This window comes from Mycetocola zhujimingii (genome assembly GCF_003065425.1).
Taxonomy (GTDB): Bacteria; Actinomycetota; Actinomycetes; order Actinomycetales; family Microbacteriaceae; genus Mycetocola_A; species Mycetocola_A zhujimingii.
In genome coordinates this window covers 1,008,953-1,031,159 of record NZ_CP026949.1, presented here as the reverse complement: position 1 = coordinate 1,031,159, position 22,207 = coordinate 1,008,953, and the positions used below count along the sequence as shown (strand labels likewise).

Annotated in this window: 22 protein-coding genes; 9 read left to right on the top strand and 13 right to left on the bottom strand. The window is 65.5% G+C overall.

From position 1 onward, the window contains the following. Window positions 1–77 precede the first annotated feature (77 nt). Window positions 78–3,779 (top strand): DUF3376 domain-containing protein, encoded by a 3,702-nt coding sequence (locus tag C3E77_RS04785; RefSeq protein WP_198412192.1) that lies wholly within the window; start codon window positions 78–80, stop codon window positions 3,777–3,779. On the opposite strand, the gene C3E77_RS04780 is transcribed toward C3E77_RS04785, so the two are convergent. The 3 genes from C3E77_RS04780 to C3E77_RS04770 form a co-directional block, all read right to left on the bottom strand. After that, entirely contained in the window at window positions 3,776–3,964 is a 189-nt protein-coding gene (locus tag C3E77_RS04780; protein ID WP_108390581.1) for a hypothetical protein, read from the bottom strand. The two genes, C3E77_RS04785 and C3E77_RS04780, sit on opposite strands and share 4 nt — an antisense overlap. Before the next feature lie 65 nt (window positions 3,965–4,029). Next, window positions 4,030–4,656 carry an FMN reductase gene (locus tag C3E77_RS04775; RefSeq protein WP_108390580.1) on the bottom strand — a complete coding sequence of 209 codons (627 nt, stop codon included), beginning with the start codon at window positions 4,654–4,656 and terminating at the stop codon, window positions 4,030–4,032. After that, window positions 4,656–5,768, bottom strand: coding sequence for an LLM class flavin-dependent oxidoreductase (locus C3E77_RS04770; RefSeq protein WP_108393070.1), 1,113 nt, complete (start codon window positions 5,766–5,768; stop codon window positions 4,656–4,658). The genes C3E77_RS04775 and C3E77_RS04770 overlap by 1 nt, the downstream gene beginning before the upstream one ends. 138 nt (window positions 5,769–5,906) lie before the next feature. On the opposite strand from C3E77_RS04770, the gene C3E77_RS04765 reads away from it, so the two are divergent. Continuing rightward, window positions 5,907–7,052 (top strand): acyltransferase family protein, encoded by a 1,146-nt coding sequence (locus C3E77_RS04765; protein ID WP_234031296.1) that lies wholly within the window; start codon window positions 5,907–5,909, stop codon window positions 7,050–7,052. A gap of 44 nt (window positions 7,053–7,096) precedes the next feature. On the opposite strand, the gene C3E77_RS04760 is transcribed toward C3E77_RS04765, so the two are convergent. Continuing rightward, entirely contained in the window at window positions 7,097–7,579 is a 483-nt protein-coding gene (locus C3E77_RS04760; protein ID WP_108390579.1) for a VanZ family protein, read from the bottom strand. Between the two features lie 84 nt (window positions 7,580–7,663). Next, window positions 7,664–9,157: an amino acid permease gene (locus C3E77_RS04755; RefSeq protein ID WP_108390578.1), complete on the bottom strand. Its 1,494-nt coding sequence runs from the start codon at window positions 9,155–9,157 to the stop codon at window positions 7,664–7,666. Window positions 9,158–9,247: 90 nt separating this feature from the next. Between C3E77_RS04755 and C3E77_RS04750 the strand changes: the two genes are divergently transcribed. After that, window positions 9,248–10,990, top strand: a complete 1,743-nt coding sequence (locus C3E77_RS04750; protein WP_108390577.1) for a glycoside hydrolase family 13 protein — start codon at window positions 9,248–9,250, stop codon at window positions 10,988–10,990. 121 nt (window positions 10,991–11,111) lie between these two features. Here C3E77_RS04750 and rpsO read toward each other — a convergent pair whose 3' ends face one another. Next, entirely contained in the window at window positions 11,112–11,381 is a 270-nt protein-coding gene (gene rpsO / locus C3E77_RS04745; protein ID WP_108390576.1) for a 30S ribosomal protein S15, read from the bottom strand. 204 nt (window positions 11,382–11,585) lie between these two features. On the opposite strand from rpsO, the gene C3E77_RS04740 reads away from it, so the two are divergent. After that, window positions 11,586–12,239, top strand: coding sequence for a pyridoxine/pyridoxamine 5'-phosphate oxidase (locus C3E77_RS04740; RefSeq protein ID WP_108390575.1), 654 nt, complete (start codon window positions 11,586–11,588; stop codon window positions 12,237–12,239). 30 nt (window positions 12,240–12,269) lie between these two features. On the opposite strand, the gene C3E77_RS04735 is transcribed toward C3E77_RS04740, so the two are convergent. Then, the gene (locus C3E77_RS04735; RefSeq protein WP_108390574.1) at window positions 12,270–14,312 is read right to left on the bottom strand and encodes an HNH endonuclease signature motif containing protein; all 2,043 of its coding nucleotides are present in this window, start codon (window positions 14,310–14,312) and stop codon (window positions 12,270–12,272) included. 121 nt (window positions 14,313–14,433) lie between these two features. On the opposite strand from C3E77_RS04735, the gene C3E77_RS04730 reads away from it, so the two are divergent. From C3E77_RS04730 to C3E77_RS04720, 3 genes are all read left to right on the top strand, one after another. Further along, window positions 14,434–14,868 carry a hypothetical protein gene (locus tag C3E77_RS04730; RefSeq protein WP_234031295.1) on the top strand — a complete coding sequence of 145 codons (435 nt, stop codon included), beginning with the start codon at window positions 14,434–14,436 and terminating at the stop codon, window positions 14,866–14,868. Between the two features lie 47 nt (window positions 14,869–14,915). Next, window positions 14,916–15,344 carry a VOC family protein gene (locus C3E77_RS04725; RefSeq protein WP_108390573.1) on the top strand — a complete coding sequence of 143 codons (429 nt, stop codon included), beginning with the start codon at window positions 14,916–14,918 and terminating at the stop codon, window positions 15,342–15,344. A gap of 82 nt (window positions 15,345–15,426) precedes the next feature. Continuing rightward, a complete protein-coding gene (locus C3E77_RS04720) occupies window positions 15,427–15,630 on the top strand; it encodes a DUF5302 domain-containing protein (RefSeq protein WP_108390572.1) in 204 nt (67 codons plus the stop codon). 29 nt (window positions 15,631–15,659) lie between these two features. Here C3E77_RS04720 and C3E77_RS04715 read toward each other — a convergent pair whose 3' ends face one another. Genes C3E77_RS04715 through C3E77_RS04705 form a run of 3 tightly spaced genes read right to left on the bottom strand, consistent with a single transcriptional unit; the run spans window position 15,660 to window position 17,585 of the window. Further along, window positions 15,660–16,208, bottom strand: coding sequence for a GNAT family N-acetyltransferase (locus tag C3E77_RS04715; RefSeq protein WP_162924911.1), 549 nt, complete (start codon window positions 16,206–16,208; stop codon window positions 15,660–15,662). Between the two features lie 31 nt (window positions 16,209–16,239). Further along, complete coding sequence (locus C3E77_RS04710; RefSeq protein WP_108390570.1) at window positions 16,240–16,698, bottom strand: PaaI family thioesterase; 459 nt, start codon at window positions 16,696–16,698, stop codon at window positions 16,240–16,242. Next, a complete protein-coding gene (locus C3E77_RS04705; protein ID WP_108390569.1) occupies window positions 16,695–17,585 on the bottom strand; it encodes an LLM class flavin-dependent oxidoreductase in 891 nt (296 codons plus the stop codon). The genes C3E77_RS04710 and C3E77_RS04705 overlap by 4 nt, the downstream gene beginning before the upstream one ends. A gap of 110 nt (window positions 17,586–17,695) precedes the next feature. On the opposite strand from C3E77_RS04705, the gene C3E77_RS04700 reads away from it, so the two are divergent. Together C3E77_RS04700 and C3E77_RS04695 are read left to right on the top strand one after the other, a co-directional pair. Continuing rightward, window positions 17,696–18,781: a M4 family metallopeptidase gene (locus C3E77_RS04700; protein WP_108390568.1), complete on the top strand. Its 1,086-nt coding sequence runs from the start codon at window positions 17,696–17,698 to the stop codon at window positions 18,779–18,781. A gap of 19 nt (window positions 18,782–18,800) precedes the next feature. Then, complete coding sequence (locus C3E77_RS04695; RefSeq protein ID WP_108390567.1) at window positions 18,801–19,142, top strand: protealysin inhibitor emfourin; 342 nt, start codon at window positions 18,801–18,803, stop codon at window positions 19,140–19,142. Between the two features lies 1 nt (window position 19,143). On the opposite strand, the gene C3E77_RS04690 is transcribed toward C3E77_RS04695, so the two are convergent. From C3E77_RS04690 to C3E77_RS04680, 3 genes are read right to left on the bottom strand one after another with little or no spacing between them, the layout of a single operon-like run. Continuing rightward, a complete protein-coding gene (locus C3E77_RS04690) occupies window positions 19,144–20,547 on the bottom strand; it encodes an MFS transporter (protein WP_108390566.1) in 1,404 nt (467 codons plus the stop codon). Window positions 20,548–20,596: 49 nt separating this feature from the next. Next, window positions 20,597–21,637 (bottom strand): LLM class flavin-dependent oxidoreductase, encoded by a 1,041-nt coding sequence (locus tag C3E77_RS04685; protein ID WP_198412191.1) that lies wholly within the window; start codon window positions 21,635–21,637, stop codon window positions 20,597–20,599. A gap of 53 nt (window positions 21,638–21,690) precedes the next feature. Beyond that, the gene (locus C3E77_RS04680; protein WP_108390564.1) at window positions 21,691–22,170 is read right to left on the bottom strand and encodes an Lrp/AsnC family transcriptional regulator; all 480 of its coding nucleotides are present in this window, start codon (window positions 22,168–22,170) and stop codon (window positions 21,691–21,693) included. Window positions 22,171–22,207: the final 37 nt, after the last annotated feature.

Sequence of the window (22,207 nt, the reverse complement as noted above, 5' to 3'; positions counted from 1 at the left end):
CTCCAGCCACTACCGAACTGCAGCGACGCCGGAGTACGGTGCGGTGACCCGCATCACTCTCGCAACGAGGACGGCAGATGGGCACCAGCGCGGAACCGGCGACGCTCATCGCCGTCGCGCTCGAACCCGGCGAGCGCCCGACTCCCCGCCCGATCGGCGTCAGTGAGTTCGAGTCGCTCCAGCCCCGTCACTCCCGAATCCTCCGCGCCGCCCTGGCCATGCGCGGCGGCGTGAGCCTCGCGGTCTGGATCGGCGGCGCGACAGCCGAAATGGACCTGTGGCGTCGCATCCGCATTCGCACTGATGCCGGCGGATCGACACACGCAGTGATCGTGCCACCGTCACTGTCCGGGATCGCGTCGCTATCCGGAGCGGGGTCGCCGTCCGGCGTCGCGCCGGACGCCGTGTGGCTCGACCGCGCGGTGACGTACGCACGACTCCTGGACTCTCGCGGGTTCGACGCTGTCGAGTTCGACGTCCTGGCCGGTGCGAGTGCCGGCGGCCTCAACGCGGTGATGTACGCCACAGCGCAGCGCGCCGGTGCCGACGTCGATGCGCTACTGCCGGTCTGGCGCGACATCGGAAGTGTGTGGCGGCTCCTGCGTCCGCCCGGGTTTGAGCGCGTCGATTCCATCCTGCGCGGTGACGGATACTTCTGGCCCGAGCTGAAGGACGTCCTCCGGCGTCTCTATGCCGGCCCCGGAAACCATCCGTTCCACCGCGCCTCCCGCATCGCCGTTGATCTCTCGGCAACGCTCATCGACACCGCGGATGCCACCGACCGGCACGCTGAGGACGGCAACGGTCATTTCCACTTCGTCGGCAGTGATGACGGTTCGGCGTCCGAGTACGGCCGCGCGATTCCCTCCGGCGACGGGCCGGTTCCGGCGGCCGACCTGGCTCGACTTGCGTACGCCGCGCGCACGACGTCATCGTTTCCGGGCGCATTCGAGCCTGCCCTCATCTTCTCGAAGTCGACGCGCGTACCCCTCAACGGCCCCTGGCTCCCGGATGCGGAGAGCGTCGATATGACCTTCGCGTTCCACGCCCACCGGAACGACTGGTCACATCCGTTTCACGTCGTCGACGGTGGTGTGCTCGACAACATTCCGATTGATCGGGCCTTCCGGGCGGTTCGCGGAATGGCCTCGACGGTCAACGCCACCCGGGCGCTGCTCTACCTCGACCCGAGTCCCCCGGCCGAGTCGCTCGCCTCCGTGCGTCCGACCCACTACGGGAGGGCGGATGCCGGCTCGTCGTCGGCCGGGCCCCACCGTGTGCGCAAGCGACTTTCCGACCGGCAGTCCGAGTTTCTCCCCGTCATTGTCGCTGCGTTGAGGCGGCAGGTGATGAGGGAGTCAGGGCCGGACGAGGAAGACGAGGTCGAGCGGTTTCGCCTCGCCCTGAAACAGTCGGAGGGACGAAGCGAGTCCTTCGCCGTCTTCTCGACGGCGGCCGTCGACGACTACGACAGGGTGGAGGCGCAACGCGCCTACATCCGGTACCGGTCGGCGGCGGATCTGCAGCTGATCACGCTTGTGCTCGCCGATCCCTCGCGGTGGCAGCTCGGTACCAACCTGCCGACGCGATCCGACTGGCGTGCGCGATCGGCCGAGGAACGCCATGGTCTGGATCACCTCTTCGACCGCGTCTTCACCGACCTGTCGGGCGATTCTGAGACCGGTGAGTTCTTCCGCGCTGTCGTCGACGGACCACAGGCGCTGCTCGATGCGTCGCTGTCGCTGCTCAACTGGGTGCGTGCGCTCGAAAGCGTCATGGCGACCGACATCTCGGTCGCCGACATCCGGCTGAGGGTCTACGAGGTCCTCGCGCGGGCAACCGACGCGCGAGACCTGTGCCTTCGAGCCGTACTCGACGACGCCGAACGGCTCGACGCGGCATCGTCGCCCGCCCGACTGGCCGACACCGTTCTTGCGACGTGGATTCGGGAGAATTCGGCCGCCGTCGACGCCGCTGCGCGCCATTGGGCCGTTCTCGATGAGTGCCTCGACGCACTCCGCGCCGCCTCGCCCGGCAACGGTAAGGCCGCGCGGGACACCAACGCCGATTCCGACACGAATACGAACACCGCCCGAGCGTGGGAACACGTGCCATGGAGCGGAATCCCGATGCGCCGACAGGACTTCGAGGCAGTCGACCTTGCCCCGTTTCTCGCGGCGATGGGGATTCCCGAACCCATCTCCGCGCTGGCGTTCTGGCGGATCACCGGTGATGAACCAGCCGCGAGGCCTGGCGACTACACAGCCTTGCTCGAGCGCAAGACGCGAAGGGCAACACGCGCAGCGCTCTCACTCCCGGCCGGTGACATCGACCGGGACGTTCTTGGCCGCCTGTTCGGCACACCCCTCACCTCGCGAGACAAGCTCGCCGGCACAACCGCTGTCAACTTCGGCGGGTTCCTCGCGAGAGGATGGCGCGCCAACGACTGGTGGTGGGGACGACTGGATGCCGCTGCAGGCATGACCCGCTTCGTCGACTCCTATCCGCCGATCCAACCGGCGGGCAGAAGGAAAACCGACCCCTCTCTGATCGATGCCGTGCAGTCCAGCGTGCTGGCGGATGCGGCAGCGAGTCCTGACCGACCTTTTTCAGCGGACCCGGGCGAAACAGCGCCATCCCGACAGCTCCGTTCCTCATTCACCCGTGGCGGAAACACGCTCGGGGATCTTTCGCCGGCGTACCTTCTCTCCGTGCTGTCGCGCAGCATCCGCGTGACGTCCCGGGCAATCTCGGGCTCGACATCGACGCCCTGGCGCCTGATCCTCGCACTCCTTCGCCCACTCTTCGTTTTTGTCCCGCTCCTTGCCACACCGGTCCGGGCAGGAATCGCCGTGCTGGTTCTCAACGCAACCATCGTGCTGTCAGCGTCATCCCCGGTCGCAGCGCCGCCCGGTGCCGGGACGGTTCTCGTAGGAGCGGTCATCCTCGCGGCAGTTTTCGTTGGACTAGTGGTCGGGCTCGGCGTCGCCGTCCACCGCTGGCGACGCCTCATCGGCGCCATAGAGAACGCGGATGCTGCACAGCTAGAGGATTCGACACCGAGCGCGGCTGCCAGAGAACACGCGCCCGACGGCTGGCCGGCCCGTGCGCTGTCGTCAGCACTCGCGCTTCGCACGACTGCTCGTTGGCAGGCAGTAACGTGCGCGGTGGGGTCGTGCGCGACCCTGGGGGTCGCGGCGTTGGCTCTGGTCGGCGATGGGCTCGACGCGTCGTTCTGGGTCCTGGCTCACGCCGCGGTCCTTCTTGCCGCGCTGGCACTGTACCTGGCACGGTCACCGAGTGACCGGGGCACGCCCGCCCTCACCTTCTGCGCCTGCGCCGTCGGTTACGCCGCGTGGATCGCTCTCGTGCTCGCGCTGCCCGGAGTTGTCGCCGACCTGACCGCCGGCGGCAACGGAACCGGTGGCCTTTTCGGACTCCAGACATCCGACCTGGTGGTTGTTGCCGGGGTCGCACTGGCCGGCTTCAGTGCCGCCCTGCTCCTGACGGTCGGGTGGCTGCCCGTAAGGGCGCAGCTCCCCCGCACCTGGCTGCTCAACACAGGGACCGTGTCAGTGGTCGCGGGTGCGGCAGCCGCGACGGTCGTCGTGGTGTCGATGCTGGTGCCCGGCACTGAGTCGACGTCGCTCAACATCGCTGTCACGGTTGTCGTGATGGTCTTCGTCTGGGGTCAGCTCGTGTGGTGGCTGCCGGAGATCCCCGAGGGCACGAGCGACGCATGGCAAGCTGCCGTCATCCCGGATGCCCTGCGCGATTAGTCGCGGGTGCGGGCCCACCACACGCCGACCACGATGAGCAGCACGACGGCGACGAGGGCGATCAGGGCGAACTTGATCGCGGCGGCGAGGAAGGCAAGCGCGATGTTGACGATCCACGATGCGACGACGACAGCGAGAATGACGACGACGATGCCGATCAGGAGGTTCTTTGTGCTGGTCTTCATGGCTCAAGTTGACCACATGATCGACGGTGACAGCGAACCAGTCCTGCTGACTCGGCCCGCGCGGCTCAGCTCGGCTGGAACCCGCCAACCGGACTCAGCGATGCGTCGAATCCGAAGGGGTCGCGGACCTGTCCTGAGCGATCGGATGCCGCGACGAGTGGCACGAGCTCGCTCGCTGCCCGGTCGATCCGGTCGGGCAGGGTCTTCACCGTGTCTGCGCCGCTCCCCCAGGCCTCCGATGCCGCAAACACGCTCGTCGGGACGACGACGGCATGCAGGTAGGTGAACATGGGACGAAGCGCGTAGTCCAGGGCGAGGGAATGCCGTGCGGTGCCGGCCGTGGCTCCGATGAGCACGGGCATATCGGTGAGTGAGCGGTTGTCGAGCACATCGAAGAATGACTTGAACAGGCCGCTGTAACTCGTCGTGAAGATCGGCGTGACGGCGATCAGGCCGTCTGCACCGGTCACGGCATCGATGACCGCCTCGAGCTTGGGGCTGGCGAAGCCGGTCAGCATGTTGTTCATAACGTCGGTGGCGACGTCGCGCAGCTCCACCGTCGTAACCTCGACCTCCACACCCTGTTCCTTCAGTCGCGCCACGGTTGCGTCCGTCAGACGGTCGGCGAGCATTCTCGTGGATGACGGCTGGCTGAGCCCCGCCGAAACGACGGCGAGTTTCCTCGTGGTCATTACTTCACCTCTGAATCGGCGAGAGCGGCGTTGTCAGCCGATGCGCCAGCTGCCTGGAGCGACGAGTGAGTCGGAGCGTCCGGCACGTCGGCCGGACGGTTCTTCGCGAACTCCCTGCGGAGCACTGGCACCACTTCCTCGCCGAGCAGGTCGAGCTGTTCAAGCACCGTCTTGAGCGGCAGGCCGGCGTGGTCCATCAGGAACAGCTGGCGCTGGTAGTCGCCGACGTAGTCCCTGAAGCCGAGCGTCTTGTCGATGACTTCCTGCGGGCTGCCGACCGTGAGCGGGGTCTGGGAGGTGAAGTCCTCGAGGCTGGGGCCGTGACCGTACACCGGGGCGTTGTCGAAGTACGGGCGGAATTCGCGGACGGCATCCTGCGAGTTCTTGCGCATGAAGACCTGTCCACCGAGCCCGACGATCGCCTGGTCGGCACGACCGTGACCGTAGTGCTCGAACCGCTGGCGGTAGAACGCAACCATCTTCTGGGTGTGCGACGCGGGCCAGAAGATGTGGTTCGAGAAGAAGCCATCCCCGTAGAACGCGGCCTGCTCGGCGATCTCAGGAGAGCGGATGGAACCGTGCCAGATGAACGGAGGCACACCGTCGAGCGGACGCGGAGTGGAGGTGAATCCCTGAAGCGGAGTGCGGAACTGGCCCTCCCAGTCGACGACGTCTTCACGCCAGAGCTTCCGGAGCAGGGCGTACTTCTCGAGGGCAAGCGGGATGCCCTGGCGGATGTCTTCGCCGAACCACGGGTACACGGGGCCGGTGTTTCCACGGCCGAGGGTGAGGTCCATGCGTCCACCGGAGAGGTGCTGGAGCATCGCGTATTCCTCGGCGATGCGCACCGGGTCGTTCGTGGTGATGAGCGTCGTCGCGGTCGACAGGATGATGGTCGAGGTTTTGGCCGCGAGATAGCTGTTGATCGCGACGGGACTCGACGGGAAGAACGGCGGGTTGTGGTGCTCGCCCATGGCAAACACATCCAGTCCGACCGCTTCAGCGTGCTGAGCGATGGTCAGGACATCGTTGAGGCGCGAGGCGTCTGTGGGGGTGTGACCTGTTGTCGGGTCGGTGGTGATGTCGCCGACGCTGAAGATTCCGAACTGCATTGTGCTTTCCGCCATTGTCTTTTCCAACCAGAGAAGTTATCTATTCGTATGAATGGATATCGAGTGTAACCGGATCAAGCTCGACTTCATTCCCGGCGTGCCTCTGGGGTCACCCGTTCTGGCGCATAGGGTGGATGCGTGAAAGCAGCGACCGGCAGCATCCCCAAACCCCGGGTTCCGTTCTGGGACAACGCCCGCTTCGCCTGCATCGTCCTCGTCGTGATGGGGCACGGCATCCAGCGGCTCATTTACGATTCGGATGCCGCACTTACCGTTTACCTGTTGATCTACGCCTTCCACATGCCCGCATTCGCCATCGTCAGCGGGTACTTCACGAAGAGCAGCCCGCCCGGCGCGCGCGAGATGAAACGGTTGATCACGGACATCCTTGTTCCTTACGTGATTTTCGAGACCGTGTGGACCCTGGTCCAGTTCCTCGTCGAGGGCAAGCAGGAGCTGAATCCGACGCAGCCGTCGTGGACGCTCTGGTTCCTGCTGGCGCTTGGCATCTTCCGGCTGGTCCTCCCCTACCTCGCGCTGCTGCGCTGGCCGCTCGCCTGGGCACTGATCATCTCGGTCGGCGTCGGCTACCTCGACAACGTCGACAGCACGTTCTCGCTCGCGCGGACGCTCGGCATCCTCCCGTTCTTCGTACTCGGCTGGCAACTGCACAGGTGGAAGCTCGTTGAGCGCTGGCGCGTCGTGGATCGCCAGACGTGGCTGATCCGGGGCGCGGCGATCGTGCTGTTCGCCGCGTGGATCGCCGTGCTCGTGAGCTTCATCGACCTGTGGCGGAAGATCGACCTTCGTTTCTGGTTTTTCTACGACGATTCATACGCGGGTCTGGGTGAAGCCCAGTGGTGGGGTGGCGCTGTCCGACTCGGCCTCATCGTCCTTGCCACACTGCTCAGCGCGGCTTTTTTCGTCCTGCTGCCGCGACGGGAAACCTGGATGACACAGTTCGGCAGGTACACGATGTACGTCTATCTGCTGCACAGCTTCGTGCTCTATCCGCTTCGGGAGAGCGGGGTGCTCCGGCACGAATTGCTGCCGGATGTCTGGCTCGTCGCCATGATCATCTTTGCCGTCGTCATCTCGGTGGTGCTGGCCAGCGCGCCGGTGCGGCGATTCTTCCGCCCTGTGATCGAGCCGAAGCCACGGTGGATTTTCGCGGATCACCGGGATGCCCCACCCGGACCGTCGCGGCGCGACCCGACGGGCGCCCAGCGGGACCCTGCCCCGGAGGCGAAGCGCCCGCCGAGCACTCCTCGCGAGGGCGCCTGACGCGACCCGGTGCGCAGACCGTCGGTGCTGCGCCTGTTGCTCCGCTACCGGACCGAACCGGCGACCGACCGCTGCCGGGGTGATGTCGGGCGCGTCGTCCGCTCCTGCCGAAGCCGTCGCGCTTTCCTGGCCGTGAGGAGCAGGCCGACGAGCACACCGAGGATCGCACCGGCACTGTTCGCTACCAGGTCCCGCGGGTCAGACACCCGTCCGGGGATAAAGAGCTGGGCGGTCTCGATGACGACGGTGATGCCACAGCCGATGGAAACCGCGAGCCACCACAGTCGTCGGCCGAAAAGCAGCACGAGGAACAGCCCGATCGGGAAGAACATGGCGATGTTGGCCGCGAACTCAAGGACGTTGTAGGTGATCCAGGAGGTCGCCTCGTAGCGATCGAGCACGCCGAGCGCGCGGAAAATGAGTCCGTTGTTGCTGTCGTCGAACGGCTGGGGTCCGAGCGTGACCCAGCCGACAAAGACCAGGTATGCGCCGGTGAACAGGCCGAGGATCGGGTGACGGTGCAGCATCCGCTCAGTCTGTCCTAGTTCTCTGTGGCCAGGATGAACGCGAGCAGGGCACTTCCGGAGAATAGCCCGGGAGCGCCCTGCACGTCAGTCCTGTGCGAGTTGGCGTTCGGCGTTCTGCTTGCCGAGAACCGAGTGGCGCCGTCCGTAGGCGAAGTAGATGACCAGGCCGGCCGCGAGCCAGATGAGGAACCGGACCCAGGTGAGGGTCGTGAGGTTGAACATGAGCCACAGACAAAGCACTGCCGAGAGGATCGGGAGGAACGGCGACAGCGGCACGCGGAAGGCCCTCGGCAGGTCTGGCCGCTTCTTGCGGAGGACAATGACGGCGATGCTGACCAGCACAAAGGCGCTCAGGGTTCCGATGTTGATCATCTCCTCGAGAACACCAACATCCGTCAGGCCGGCGAGCAGCGCGACGAGGACGCCCGAAATGATCTGGACCCGTACCGGGGTCCTGCGCTTCTCACTCGTGACGCTCAGCGACCGCGGCAGCAGCCCGTCGCGGCTCATTGCAAACAGGATCCTGGCGAGACCGAGCAGGAGGACCATGATGACCGTCGTGAGACCCGCGAGGATCCCGACGGAGATCACCTGGGCCGCCCAGTCGGCTCCGACCGCGACGAAGGCGGTGGCGAGCGACGGGTCTTCCGCCTCGGCGAGCGTCGTGTACGGCACCATGCCGGTGAGCACGAGGCTTACCCCGATGTACAGCACACTGACGATGGCGAGGCCACCGAGGATGCCGCGAGGCAGGTTCTTCTGCGGGTCACGCACCTCCTCTGCGCTCGTTGCCACCACGTCGAATCCGATGAAGGCAAAGAACACCAGGCTCGCACCGGCGAGGAGGCCGAACACCCCGTACTGTGCGGGAGCCGCTCCGGTGAGGAACGCGAAGAGCGACTGGCTCCAGACGTCACTCGATCCGCCCTCGGTCGGAACCGACTCCGGGATGAACGGCACGTAGTTCTCCGGGCGGATGAAGAACGCGCCGACCACGATGACGAAGAGAACGATGGCGACTTTGATGACGGTGAAGACAGCGCCGACCCGCGCCGAGAGCTGGGTGCCGAGGACGAGGAGTGTGGTGAAGATCGCGACGATGATGAACGGACCCCAGCTGACCTGGAGTCCCGCGAGGTTCAGGGTGTCAGGAACACTCCACCCCCACAGGTCGAAGACAAGGGAAAGGTAGATGCCCCAGTATTTGGCGATGACCGCTGCTGCCGTGAGCATCTCGAGGATCAGATCCCAGCCGATGATCCAGGCGACGAGTTCGCCGAGGGTCGCGTAGGTGAACGTGTAGGCAGAGCCGGCGACGGGCACGGTCGATGCGAACTCGGCGTAACACATGATCGCCAGGGCACAGGTGAGGGCGGCGAGCAGGAACGAGAGGCTGACCGATGGCCCTGCATACTGGCCAGCAGCACGGGCTCCGACCGAGAAGATTCCGGCTCCCACAGCGACGGCGACGCCCATGACCATGAGATCCCAGGTGCCGAGTGTGCGTTTCAGGCTCCGGTGTTCGAGGTGAGAGTCTGCCAGCGACTCCTCGATGCTTTTGGTCCGCCAAAGGCTCATTGTTGCTCTCCCCGTTTGTGTGACCCGAAGGGGGCACCTACCGAGAATGCCAGACATCGGATGCCGCGTCGAGATGAGAGGATCGAGTCCATGACAGAGACCCACATTTCCAACGATTCTGCCGAGACCGAGACCGCTGCCGAGGCGGGGACCGCAACCGCAACCCAGACCGAGACCGAGGCAGCGAGCGCCGCACCATGGTGGACCCGCGCCGTGGTTTACCAGGTCTACCCGCGGAGCTTCGCAGACTCCGATGGTGACGGGGTCGGCGACCTCAACGGCATCCGTTCGAAGCTTGACTACCTGGCTGAGCTCGGAGTCGATGTTGTGTGGCTCTCACCGGTCTACCCGTCTCCACAGCACGACAACGGCTACGACATCAGCGACTACGAAGACATCGAGCCGGTGTTCGGCTCTCTGTCCGACTTCGATGCGCTGGTCGCCGAAGCGCACGAGCGCGGCATCCGCATCGTCATGGACCTCGTGGTGAACCACACCAGCGATGAGCACGCCTGGTTCCGCGAGTCGCGGTCGTCGCTCGATAACCCGAAGAGGGACTGGTACTGGTGGCGTAAACCGCAGGATGACGGCAGCGCGCCCAACGGCTGGACGAGCGCGTTCTCAGGGCCGGCGTGGACTCTCGACGAGAAGACCGGTGAGTACTACCTGCACCTCTTCGCGAAGCAGCAGCCGGATCTCAACTGGGAGAACCCCGACGTGCGGCAGGCCGTCTACGCGATGATGCGGCGGTGGCTTGACCGCGGTGTCGATGGGTTCCGGATGGACGTCATCAACCTGATTGCGAAACGGCGCGAACTGATCGACGGGCCGGACCGCGGCACGGGCAGTGGCTTTGCGATGGGACCGCAGATTCACGAGTACCTGAAGGAGATGCACCGCGAGGTCTTCGCCGGGCGCGACGAGACCTACCTCACCGTCGGCGAGATGCCCGGCGTGAGTATCGACGATGCTGCGCTGTTCACCGACCCGACGCAGGGCGAGGTCGACATGGTGTTCCAGTTCGAGCACGTCTCGCTCGACCAGGGTGAGCACAAGTTCGATCCGATCCCCCTCGACCTCGTTGCCCTCAAGACCAACCTCGCCCGCTGGCAGGTGGGTCTCGCCGAGACCGGCTGGAACAGCCTGTATCTCAACAACCACGACCAGCCCCGGCTGGTGTCGCGCTTCGGCAACGACACCGAGTACCGCTACGAGTCGGCGACGCTCTGGGCCCTTGTGCTGCACCTGCACCGTGGAACGCCCTACATCTACCAGGGCGAAGAGATCGGCATGACCAATGTGCGGTTCGAGTCGATCGAGCACTATCGGGACATCGAGTCGCTCAACCACTACCGCGAGGCCGTCGAAGAATTCGACGTGGCACCGTCGAGCGTGTTGAGCGCCGTGCACGCGATGGGGCGAGACAACGCACGGACTCCCATGCAGTGGGATGCGAGTGAGCAAGCCGGTTTCACGACGGGTACGCCGTGGATTTCGGTCAACCCGAACTATCCGGAGATCAACGCGGAGGCCGACCGGGCAAGCGGCACGAGCGTGTTCGCGTTCTACCAGCGGTTGATCGAGCTGCGGCACACGAACGACACCGTCGCGCTCGGCGACTTCGAACTGCTGGAGCCGTCGCATCCGACGCTGTACGCGTTTATGAGGACATCCGCTTCGGAACGTCTGCTCGTCGTCGCCAATGTGTCTGACGCGCCATTCAACGGGGCACTCCCCCTCGATGTCGCTTCAGCCGAACTGGTGCTTGGCAACTACCCGGTTGACGGTGACATGCCGCTGCGTCCGTGGGAGGCGCGGCTGTACCGGCTCTGACCCGGCACCCGCGGGTGCACAAAAACGGGCCGTTCACCCGAAGGTGAACGGCCCGTTTTTAAGAAGATCGCGTTGTCATCGTCCTGATCAAATCAGGGACCGACGCGGTTTCCGGCTGAAATTAGCGACGGAGGCCGAGACGCTCGATGAGCGAGCGGTAACGGTTGATGTCGACATCAGCGAGGTAACCGAGCAGGCGGCGACGCTGACCAACCAGCAGAAGCAGGCCACGACGTGAGTGGTGGTCGTGCTTGTGCTCTTTGAGGTGTTCGGTGAGATCCTTGATCCGCTGGGTCATCACTGCGACCTGGACCTCGGGGGATCCCGTGTCACCCGGGTGGGTTGCGTACTCTTCGATGATCGCCTTCTTGGCTTCGCCTTCAAGTGCCATAGGTTGATCCCCTTTTCTCTCGTTGCGCGGTGCCCGTCACAGAATGTGTGGGCTCTCTTTATCCGCGGCCGTTTGACGGCAACCTCAAGAGTTTAGCAGGTTTCGCTCCTCCGGTCGGCGCTAGTGTGAATCGGATCGGCACGAGTGATCGGGGGCGACCGGGGCAACCCGGCCCTGGTCCACACCTGCAGCGAAAGGGATGCCATGAGCCACCTTCGGGAAACACTGCGTTCGATTCCGTCGTTCCCCGCCGATCTTCCGGTGTTTGACTGGGAACGGGCGCCGGAGCAGCCGGCCGACCTCTTCGACGAGTGGCTGACCGAGGCTGTGGATGCCGGTGTACCCGCGCCGCACGCCATGACCCTGTCGACGAGCGAGCCCGATGGCCGGGTTACGGCGCGAACTCTCGTGCTCAAGGACATCGACGAGCACGGCTGGGTGTTTGCGTCGCGCGACGACAGCCCGAAGGCGCGGGACCTCGGCGCGAACCCGTTCGCAGCGCTCACCTTCTTCTGGCCGCAGCTCGGCAGGCAGGTGCGGGTCACCGGTGCTGCACGGAAGGGGACGCGGGCCGACAGCGAGGAGGACTTCCTGGCGCGACCGGAGACCTCGCGTGCCGCTGCCTTTGTCGGGCACCAGAGCGAGCCGCTGGACTCCCCCGAGACCTACCGCGACGCGCTCGAGGATGCCGTTTCTCTTGTGACCCAGGACCCGTCTCGTGTCGACCGCAACTGGAGCACGTGGGCTGTGATCGCCGACGAGGTTGAGTTCTGGCAGGCGTCAAGTGACCGCGGACACCTCCGGCTCAAGTACCGCCTGCACGGGCGCTCGTGGGAGCGCGGGCTGCTCTGGCCGTAGTCGGTTAGGTCAGGTCGGGTCACAACGTCCTCAGAACGGTGCGGGGTCGGCGCCCCGGATTCCGCGCTCGCCCGTGTCGTCGGTTCCTGTGTCGTCGCTTCCTGTGTCGTCCGCTTGTGCTGTGTCACCGCTTCTCCCGACGCCACTACGCGGCGGTGGTGGCACCGGCAGAACCACCTCGGGCCCGGTTGTGTATGTGTGCCCGAGGGGCGACGTCCACTCGAGGAACCCGTCGCCCACCTGCTCAACCGACCAGGTCGTCTGGTGCTTGAGCCGATGGTGCGGTCGACACATGCTCGCCAGATTCGCGTAATCGGACCGTCCTGCGAACTGCCAGTCGACGGTGTGATCCATGTCGCATTCCGTGGCTCGCCGATTGCATCCCGGTCCGCGACACGTGCCGTCCCGGATCTCCAGCGCGAGACGCAGATCCCGAGGAATCTTGTACTTCTTTCGCCCGAGTGAGAGCGGGACTCCGGTTTCGGGATGCACCAGCAATCGCATCCACGACGTCGCCTCCCCCGCAAGCTCCCGAGCGGTCTCGGGATCAATAGGCCCGTATCCCTCGAGCTCGGCCGGCTCGCCACTCTTCCCCATGAGCGTCATCACCGGCACCGTGACAATCACCGTCGGTCGAATCCCGCGCAGGATGCCGTTCCGCCGCCGCGCCTTCGGTCGGTGACTCGACCGCCGACCGGAACGCCTATCCGTCCGCTCGTTCGTTCGCCGCTTCTCTCCAACGCGGGCTGCTTCGGGAGCGTTCTCGGCTTCGGTACCGTCTTCGGATTCCGCCTTGTCTCCGCTCTCGGCTTCGGGTTCCCCTTCGGCATGTGTGTCACTGGCAGCAGCCACATCGGGGCAACCGCACGGGAGGCGCACTGTGGCACCGAACGGCAGCTCCCGTTGCACGCTGTCGAGCAGGCGATCGACCGCGACATCGAGACTGAGCTGCGTCAACGTCCGGGGCTCATCGTCCCGCTGCAGCGTCATCGCCTCAGCGCGAATCGCGTTGTAGAACGCCATTGCTGTCGCCGCCGGCTGGTAGAGGTTGACCCATGCCATCCCGTCGAGGTCGGCGTGGAATTCCATGCGCCGCCGGTCGAACGCCGACCGCTTGCGGGTCGTGATGGACTCGGGATGGGTTCGTTCGCGCAGCTTGCGAGCCCGTGAACTGAACTTCGCGGCGGTCAGCGACCTGGCCGCCGGAAGGACCTGTTTCTCGAAATCGGCACGGGCATCCGGCGGCAGAGTCGTCGCCTGGTCGACCATCAGCTGAGCGTGTCGGTACGAGATCCCACCATCGGCGAGCGCCTCCAGCGTCGCCGGCAACTCATGGGCGAGCATCTCGCTGTCTGCGATGAGACTCGACGCCGTGCTCTCGGGAACGCGCAGCGCGCTGGCCAGTTCCCAGATGAACGAGCGTCTCGCCAGTTCCTGCACTTCGGACTCTGTGCGCGGCGGGCCGAGGACGACGACCGATCTCGCCGTCACCTCGCTCCACTCCCGGGCCCGGTCGATGAGTCGTGCTCTCGTCGCGTGAGCCTTGGCGATCTGTTCGTTCACAGCGACGATGTCGTCGACCAGCGTGGACAGCGCGTCGGCGTCGATCGCGTATGGCGTCGGCGGAGAGTCGGGTGCTTCGTCATAGGTACCGCAGCCAGGCGGCATGTCGTCGACCGGGAACTTCGCAAGGAGTAAGTCATCAGCGAACAGGGCGTCTCTGAACTCAGCGTCAACCAGGGCATCACCGATCAACACGTTGTCGACGGACACCTCGCCAACGACCAGGCCATACAACTGCCCGCAGCCGGGTGGCAGCGCCCGACCGCCCGACAAACGGAGAAAGAACTCCCGGCGCGCCTGCCCCTCAATCGCGTCACTGGCGAAGACCTGCTCGCCCCACAACTCGTCGCCCCGCAGTTCCTCGGCACGTGGGCCATCGTCCGGCGGCAACTCACGGGGCAGCAGCCAGTGGGGCGGCACTCGATTCAGCAACAGCCGGTCTGGCACCCGCCACTCGGACTGCGGCTGGTCTTGCAGCATCGAAGTGGATAACTCTTCGTCGAATTCCATGCCTTAAGTAGACACCCACCTACTGACATCCGTTCGATTAACCGGACTGCGAACAATCCTGCTTATCGAATTTGTATTCGCAATCGGATCAGCCACCACCGCAGCCACTAGGTTGAGACCCATGACCCGTGCGCCAGGACCTGCCCGACGACAATTGACGATCGCGGGCGTTCTGCTCCTCATTCAGGGCGTCCTGATGGAAGGCCTCGTCGTCATCGGCCTTGTGGTTCTGCTGGGCACCGGAGTCAGCCAGACGATCATCACGGAAAACGCGCACATTTTCGCCCTGCCCTACCTTCAGGACAACCTCTACCTGATGATGGCGATGAGCGGAATCTTTGCCGCGCTCCGCGTGACCGGAGCGGTCGGGCTCCTCCGCAATCGGCTCTGGGGCCTCGCGCTCTCCCTCGTCAACTGCGTCATCACGCTCACCCTCATGGTGTTCCTCCTGCCGGCCGGTCTCGCCGACGGCCTGCTCTCCGGAGCGGCACTCGTGCTCATCCTCATGGCGTGGCTCGGGCGGGACGCGAACGGCACCCTCAGGACGATTGCCTAGGCCAGTCGGGTCTTCCCCCTCGACCGCCGCACTGGCATCCTGACGCCATGGATCCTCGCCTCCACTTCCTCACCGTCGCTGCCGCCGATCTCAACGCCGCCCGCCGCTTCTACGTCGATGGGCTCAACTGGGAACCGCTCGTCGACGTTCCCGGCGAGATCATCTTCTTCCAGGTCGGCCCCGGTCTCGTGCTCGGTCTCTACGCCTCCCGCGCGTTCAACCGGGATCTCCTGCTGCCCGGCACCGCCGAGCCATCCGGCTTCACGCTGTCGCACAATGTCGACAGCCCAACCCTTGTCGACGAAACCATCGAAGCGCTTCTCCGCGCGGGCGGAACGCTGCTGAAAAGGCCGCAGTTCGCGGCATTCGGCGGCTATCACGGCCATATCACCGATCCGAACGGAGTGGTGTGGGAGATCGCGCACAACCCGGCCTGGAGCATCGATGAGACGGGCGCCGTCCTCCTCGGCGAATGAACCCCTCCGCCCAAATCCACCCTGTCAACAGATGCCGTCAGTGCCTAAACTGAAACAGTTGAAATCCAGCGTGAGGACCATAATGAGTTCTGAGAATCCGACACCGGATGCCGATGAGACCGCAGAACGCGCCGAGGAAACGAAGCGCAAGTTCCGCGAGGCACTCGAACGCAAGAAGGCGCAGTCGCAGGGCAAGGGCACCGATCACCTCGACGGCGATTCAGCCATCCACGGTGCGCACGGGCCAGCGACGCACCAACGCGACTTCCGCAGGAAGACCGGCTAGCGGCACCGCGTCGGCGCGTGAGCGCCGACTCACGCGCTGTCGCTGGTGAGACTGTCGATGGCGAGGCTGTAGATCGCAAGGTCGAGCCGTTTCTCCCCGAGCACGAGCGCCCGCTCCACAACACCCTCGCGCTCAAAACCCAGGCGCTCTGCAAGTCGGCAACTGCGCTCATTCGAGGCTGCCGTGCGAATTTCGACCCGTCGCATGCCCTGCTCGGCGAGGTGTTCCATAAGCGCGGAGCAGGCCAGGAACGCAATGCCCTTCCCTTCGACCTCATAATCGAGCCAGTAGCCAAGTTCTGCCTTCCGCGTCGCGCGGTCCAGCGCCACAGAAGCTGCACCGACCATCTCATCGCCCCTGAAAACGACGGTCGGCACGATGGTTCCCCGGGAGAAGCCCTCGAGCTGATGTTGCGTGAAGGCCCCGAGAGTCTCGCGTGTCTGATCCGTGAGCGCCCACGGTTCCCACGCTCTCAACCGCGAGAGGTTCTTCTCGATCAGGCGGAGCATCCCCTCATCGGTCGCTCTCGTGCGAAGGCTCAGCCGATACCCGTCGCCGAGATCGCGCTCGAAGTGCATCACGACTTTCTCTCTCCGACCCGACTGCGCTCTACGCCTCGCGCTCGAACACGAGCAGCGTCGATGTCGCCGTCGCGAGCACCCTGCCGTCGGCATCCGTCAGCGCTGCAGACGCGAACGCTGCCCGCCGTCCGAACGAAATGAGGTTCGCTTCCGCGCGCACCACACCTGTGTCGACGGTCATCGGTCGGTGATACGAGGTCTTGAGTTCGAGCGTGGTGTACCCCTGCGTCGGTGACAGGCGGGTGTGCACCGCGGTGCCACAGGCGGAGTCAAGCAACGCGGCGGCGAATCCGCCGTGGACGGTGCCGATCGGATTGAGCACGTGCGCTCCCGGCGTGCCCTCGAAGACCGCGGAGCCCCGACCGACCTCGACGAGATCGAATCCGAGCGTCTCGCAAATGGACGGCCGCTGCCCCGCTGCCAGCATGGCCTTCAATTGCTCGAGGCCGGTGAGGCCGTCAGATTCGGGTGCGTCGAGAATATTCATCCCCTCAGCTTAGGCAACAGTCCCGCGACGTCATCGAGCACGGATTCGTTCCCGGCGTAGATCCCGTTCGCCCGTGGCCAGTGCGTCAGGACCTCGGAGAATCCCAGCTCGGCTGCTCGCCCAACGCTGTCCTCGAACCGGGCCGCGCTGTCGAGCGCGTACGAGCCGCCCGAGTCGATCATGAGGTACTTCTCGACCGACAGCGGGTCGGTGCCGACAGACAACGCGGCATCCTCGAATCGCCTGCCGAGCGTTGCGACAGCCGCCCACCAGTCCTCGCCGACCTCCCCGTCGGGTCCGGTCGTGACCCAGCCTGAGCCGTACTCGGCAGCGACGCGCATTCCCTTGGGACCGTTTGCCGCGACCACGAACGGCATCCGCGGACTCTGCGCTGGCGCTCCCACCATCCGGGCGTTCACCGCGGTGTACCAGTCGCCCACGAAACTCACTCCACCGCTGTCCGGAAGTTCGAACCGCAACAGCGCGTCGAGGTCAGAGACAAACTCGGCGAATCGCTCGTGGCGCTCCCGCGGGGTGAGTTCACGATCACCGAGCACGAACGCATCGAACCCGGTTCCACCCGCGCCGACACCGAGCACGAATCGCCCGCCCGAGATCTCATCAAGGGTCGCCAGGTCCTTCGCGAACGGAACAGGGTGCCGATAGTTCGGCGACGCCACGATCGTCCCGAGACGGATGCGGCTGGTCACGACGGATGCGGCGGTGAGTGTCGGGATCGTGGCATGCCACGGCTCATCGGCGAGACTCCGCCAGGAGAGGTGGTCATAGGTCCACGCCGAATCAAAGCCGAACTCCTCAGCGCCCTGCCACTTGCGCTTCGCTTCGTGCCACGGGTCCTGGGGAAGAATGATGATTCCACAACGCATCCCCGCAGTCTAGAAGACCCCCCACGGACCCTCCACGTGGCACGCCAACCCCCTGAGAAAACGCCACACGGACGTGTCCGGATGTCTGCGGCGAGTGCGACACTGTCGCCATGAGCACTCACACCGACTCCCCTCGCTGCTTCATAGTGCCGCCGTATCTCCTCACCCACCTGGCGCAGCTCGAAGACCCACGGCTCGCCCACGCGGCGAGTGCGGCGCAGCGTGCGCTCGCAGCCGCGTCGCAGATCCGTGCGGTGCGGAGGGGTGAACCGGCTCCCCCGCGGCAGTCGATGCGGGGTACAGACGCCGTGCGGCGGCAGGCATCAGCTCCCGGTCGGCCTGAGCGATACATCTCGGATGCCGAGGGCACAGAAGAGCTGCCCGGTCGCCTCGTCCGTTCGGAGGGTGAGCCGCCGACACCCGACGAGAGCGTCAACGAGGCATACGACGGACTCGGCGAAACTTACTCCCTGTTCTGGGAGGCATTCTCCCGGAACTCCATCGACGGCGAGGGCATCCCGCTCGCCGCAACCGTGCACTTCGGCGAGGCGTACGACAACGCGTTCTGGGACGGAACCCAGATGGTCTTCGGCGACGGCGACGGCCAGGTGTTCGTCGGGTTCACCAGTTCGCTCAGTGTGATCGGGCACGAGCTCACACACGGCGTCACCCAGTACACGGCAAACCTGGTCTACTCCGGGCAGTCCGGAGCTCTCAATGAGTCAGTGTCCGACGTGTTCGGCGCGCTCGTCGAGCAGCACTCTCGCGGCCAGAGTGCCGACGAGGCCAGCTGGCTCATCGGCGAGGGGATCTTCTCCGCCGAGGTCGAGGGCCAGGCACTTCGTTCAATGAAGGCGCCGGGCACCGCGTACGACGACGATGTCCTCGGCAAGGATCCGCAACCGGCGGACATGAGCGGGTACATCGAAACCGAAGACGATTACGGCGGAGTCCACCTGAACTCCGGAATCCCCAATCGAGCGTTTTACCTCGCCGCGACCGCCATCGGCGGCAACGCGTGGGAGGCCCCGGGTCAGATCTGGTACGAAACCCTGACCACCGAGGTCAAAGCCAACGCCGATTTTCGGGAGTTTGCCGAGGCAACGGTTGCCGTCGCATCCCGCCTCTTCGGAGACGACTCCCGCGAAACATCCGCCGTTCGCACCGCCTGGCAGACGGTAGGTGTCACCGCATAACCGGAGTAGCATTCCCGGCATGAAGGTGACGGTTATCCGGAGCGGCGGCTTCGCCGGGCTGAGCACGCGGTGGGAAGTGCGCGTCGACGAGCAGCCGGACGCAGATTCGTGGCTCATCCTGCTCCGAAATCTGCCATGGGACAACCAGCGCCCCCAACCGCCACAGCCCGACCGCTACATCTACCGGATCCGGCTGGAACCGGTACCTGAGGCCCGCCCTGAGCCCAAAGAGGCGGTCATCCCCGAGCAGTCCCTCACCGGCGGCTGGCGTGAACTCGTCGACAGGGTTCGCGCGTTCGATCCGACGCCGGAGCAGCCGAGGCGCACGGATCGTACCGGCGGCACACCGAACCGCTTCTAGCTCACACCCGTTCGGCGACGGCGGGCACGAATTCCTCGAGCGCCTTGCCTCGCTTGTCTGCGAGGGCAAGCGCTGCGGCCGCCGCGATCAGGAAGAACGCCGCAAACACACTGAACAGCAGCACACTGCCGCCGACCCCGGTGAGGATCGGGACAAGCAGCGGGGCGATGATCGACGCGATCCGGCCGACCCCTGCCGCCCAGCCCGAACCTGTTGCACGCAGTTCGGTCGGGTACAGCTCCGGCGTCACAGCGTAGAGCGCACCCCACGCCCCGAGGTTGAAGAACGACAGCAGCATGCCAGCACCGATCACCTGCCACTCGAGCCCAGCCAGGCCGAAGAGCACGGCCGAAACGGCCGAACCGGTCAGGAAGACGGCGAGCGTCTTGCTCCTGCCCCACTTCTCGACGAGGTAGGCGGCGACGAGATAGCCGGGCAACTGGGCGAGCGTGATGATGAGCGTGTACTCGAACGACTTCACGAGCGAGAACCCGGATGCCACGAGGATCGACGGCAACCAGACGAAGGCTCCGTAGTAGGAGAAGTTCACGCAGAACCAGACGACCCACAGCGCGAGGGTCTGGATGCGGTGCGGCAGCGCCCAGAGCGTCGCGACCTGCGCCCGCGCGGTGAGCCGTGGCTTCACGTGCGGGGTTGCAGCGCCAGCGCGCTCCGCCGCCGCCTCACGTTCGCCGGCCGCGTCGCTGACGGCATCCGTCGCCTGTCCAGCCGAGATCTCGAACCGGCGTACCGTCGCTTCGGCCTCGGCCGTACGACCGCGCGACTCGAGAAAGCGCACGGACTCCGGCATCGCGAACCGCACGACAACGGCGTAGATCGCCGGTATTGCTCCGATGAAGAGTGCCCAGCGCCAGCCGTTGTCGCTCAGCGGCACGATGAAGTAGCCGATGAGTGCCGCGATGGTCCAGCCGATGGCCCAGAACGCTTCGAGCAGCACGATGACGCGTCCGCGGATGCGTGGCGGTGCGAACTCGGACATGTAGGTGGACGCCACAGGCAGCTCGGCGCCGAGACCGAGGCCGACGATGAACCGGAGGACGATGAGCACGCCGAGCGACCAGGACAGCGCCGCCGCCCCTGTGGCGATTCCGAAGACCAGCAGCGTGATCGCGAAGACCTGCCTGCGACCGAACCGGTCAGCGAGCAGGCCGCCGAGGCTTGCCCCGACGGCCATGCCGATGAACCCGGCCGAGGCAATCCAGCTCAGCTCTGTGCTTTCGAGCTGCCACGTCACGGCGAGCTGGGCGAGAACGAAGGAGATCAACCCGACGTCCATGGCATCAAGCGCCCAGCCAACGCCGGATCCAACCAGGAGCTTCCTGTGCTGTTTGGTGAACGGAAGTGCGTCAAGCCTCGCCAACCGCGAGCTCGGAGGTAACGTCATCTGCCTATTCTGGCGGGTCAGCGCGGCAACGCGCACCACCCCTGTGTGGTCAGTCTGCGAGCAGTTGCTGCGCGAGCAACTCGAGCGTCTGAACCCGGCCCGGCGTCTCGGTCAGGCTCTCGGCGTCGTACGCCGAAGCTCCGGGAGACACCATCACCTCGTCGACGTCGAATCGTTTCGCCAGCTCCCGGACGCGCTGTGCCGCCGCGACCGGTTCGTCGATGATCCAGGACCCGAGCGAAGCACTGATGAACTCGTCCTGCATCGGGCTCATCGTGGTGTTCGCGGCCTCCTCGACCGTCGCGAGCCTGCCGAGCGGTTCATTGCTTCGGAGCCGCGCCATGTGCTGCAGGTTCGGCAGGGCAAGAGCATAGGCCTCGGATGCCGTCGGCGCGACGACAATGTTCGCCGTCACGAAGGTGCGGGGCGCGTCGAGAAGCTCCGACGGCTGGAACTGGCCGCGGTAGATCTCGAGCGCGCGTTCGGCACCGTGGCCCGCGAAGTGGTGGGCAAAGACGTATGGCAGGCCAAGCGACGCGGCGAGAGTCGCCGAGTAGTCGCTCGAGCCGAGCAACCACATGTCCGGAACGCTCGTGGCGGCCGGCGTCGACTTGAGCTGGTACTCGGTGCCGCTCGTGAGCCGGACCGTTGCGCCATCCGGGCCAAGCAGGGAGACGATGTCTGAGACATAGTTCGGGAACTGGTTGACGTCACTCGTGGCGCCTGAGCGGTTGAGGACCGCGGTGACGACCGGGTCGCTTCCCGGTGCACGCCCGAGTCCGAGGTCGATCCGGCCGGGGGCGCTTGCTTCGAGCAGCGCGAACTGTTCGGCGACAACCAGGGGCGCGTGGTTGGGCAGCATTACGCCGCCGGAGCCGACGCGGATCCTGTCGGTGTGCGCGGCCAGGATTCCGATGATGACCGCCGGGTTCGTCGATGCGACCGACGGCATGTTGTGGTGTTCCGCAACCCAATAACGGGTGTAGCCAAGGGCATCCGCGGCTTTCGCCAGATCGATGGATGCGGCCAATGCGTCGGACGACGACTGCCGCGAACGGACGGGGACAAGATCAAGAACAGAGAGTTTCACAAACACAACCTTTCGACAAGTCCAAGCACGGCGGACCCGCCGACATTCCCAAATCAGGCGAGAAGCTGCTGCCAGCCGGTTCCCGCGGCGTGCTCGAAGACGAGGTTCGTCTCGGTGTGCGCGACGGCGGGGTGGCCGGTGAGGTACTGGACGACGAACTCCCTGAGGTCCGCGGTGCTGCGCGCCGCGACGTGCATCAGATAGTCGTCTCGTCCGCCCATATGGAACATCGAGAGCACCCCGGGCCAGGTCGGCGCCTCGCGGCGGAACTTCTGGATGTCCGCCCTGTTGTGCTGGGCAAGCTGAACGGCGATGAGCGCCTGGAGCGGTGCACCGAGCACCGCAAGGTCGATATCGGCGTGGTACCCGACGATGTGACCGGACTGGTGCAGTCGCCGCAAGCGGAGCGACACTGTCGACTCGGCAAGACCGAGGTCAGCGGCCAGCTGCGAACCCGACGCACGGGCGTTGCTCGACAGTGCGCGCAGAAGTGCACGATCGGTGCTGTCGAGTGGGGGTTTCTTCGATTCCATCGGGCGATCCCTCATGGTGCGTGCATCATCTGCGACG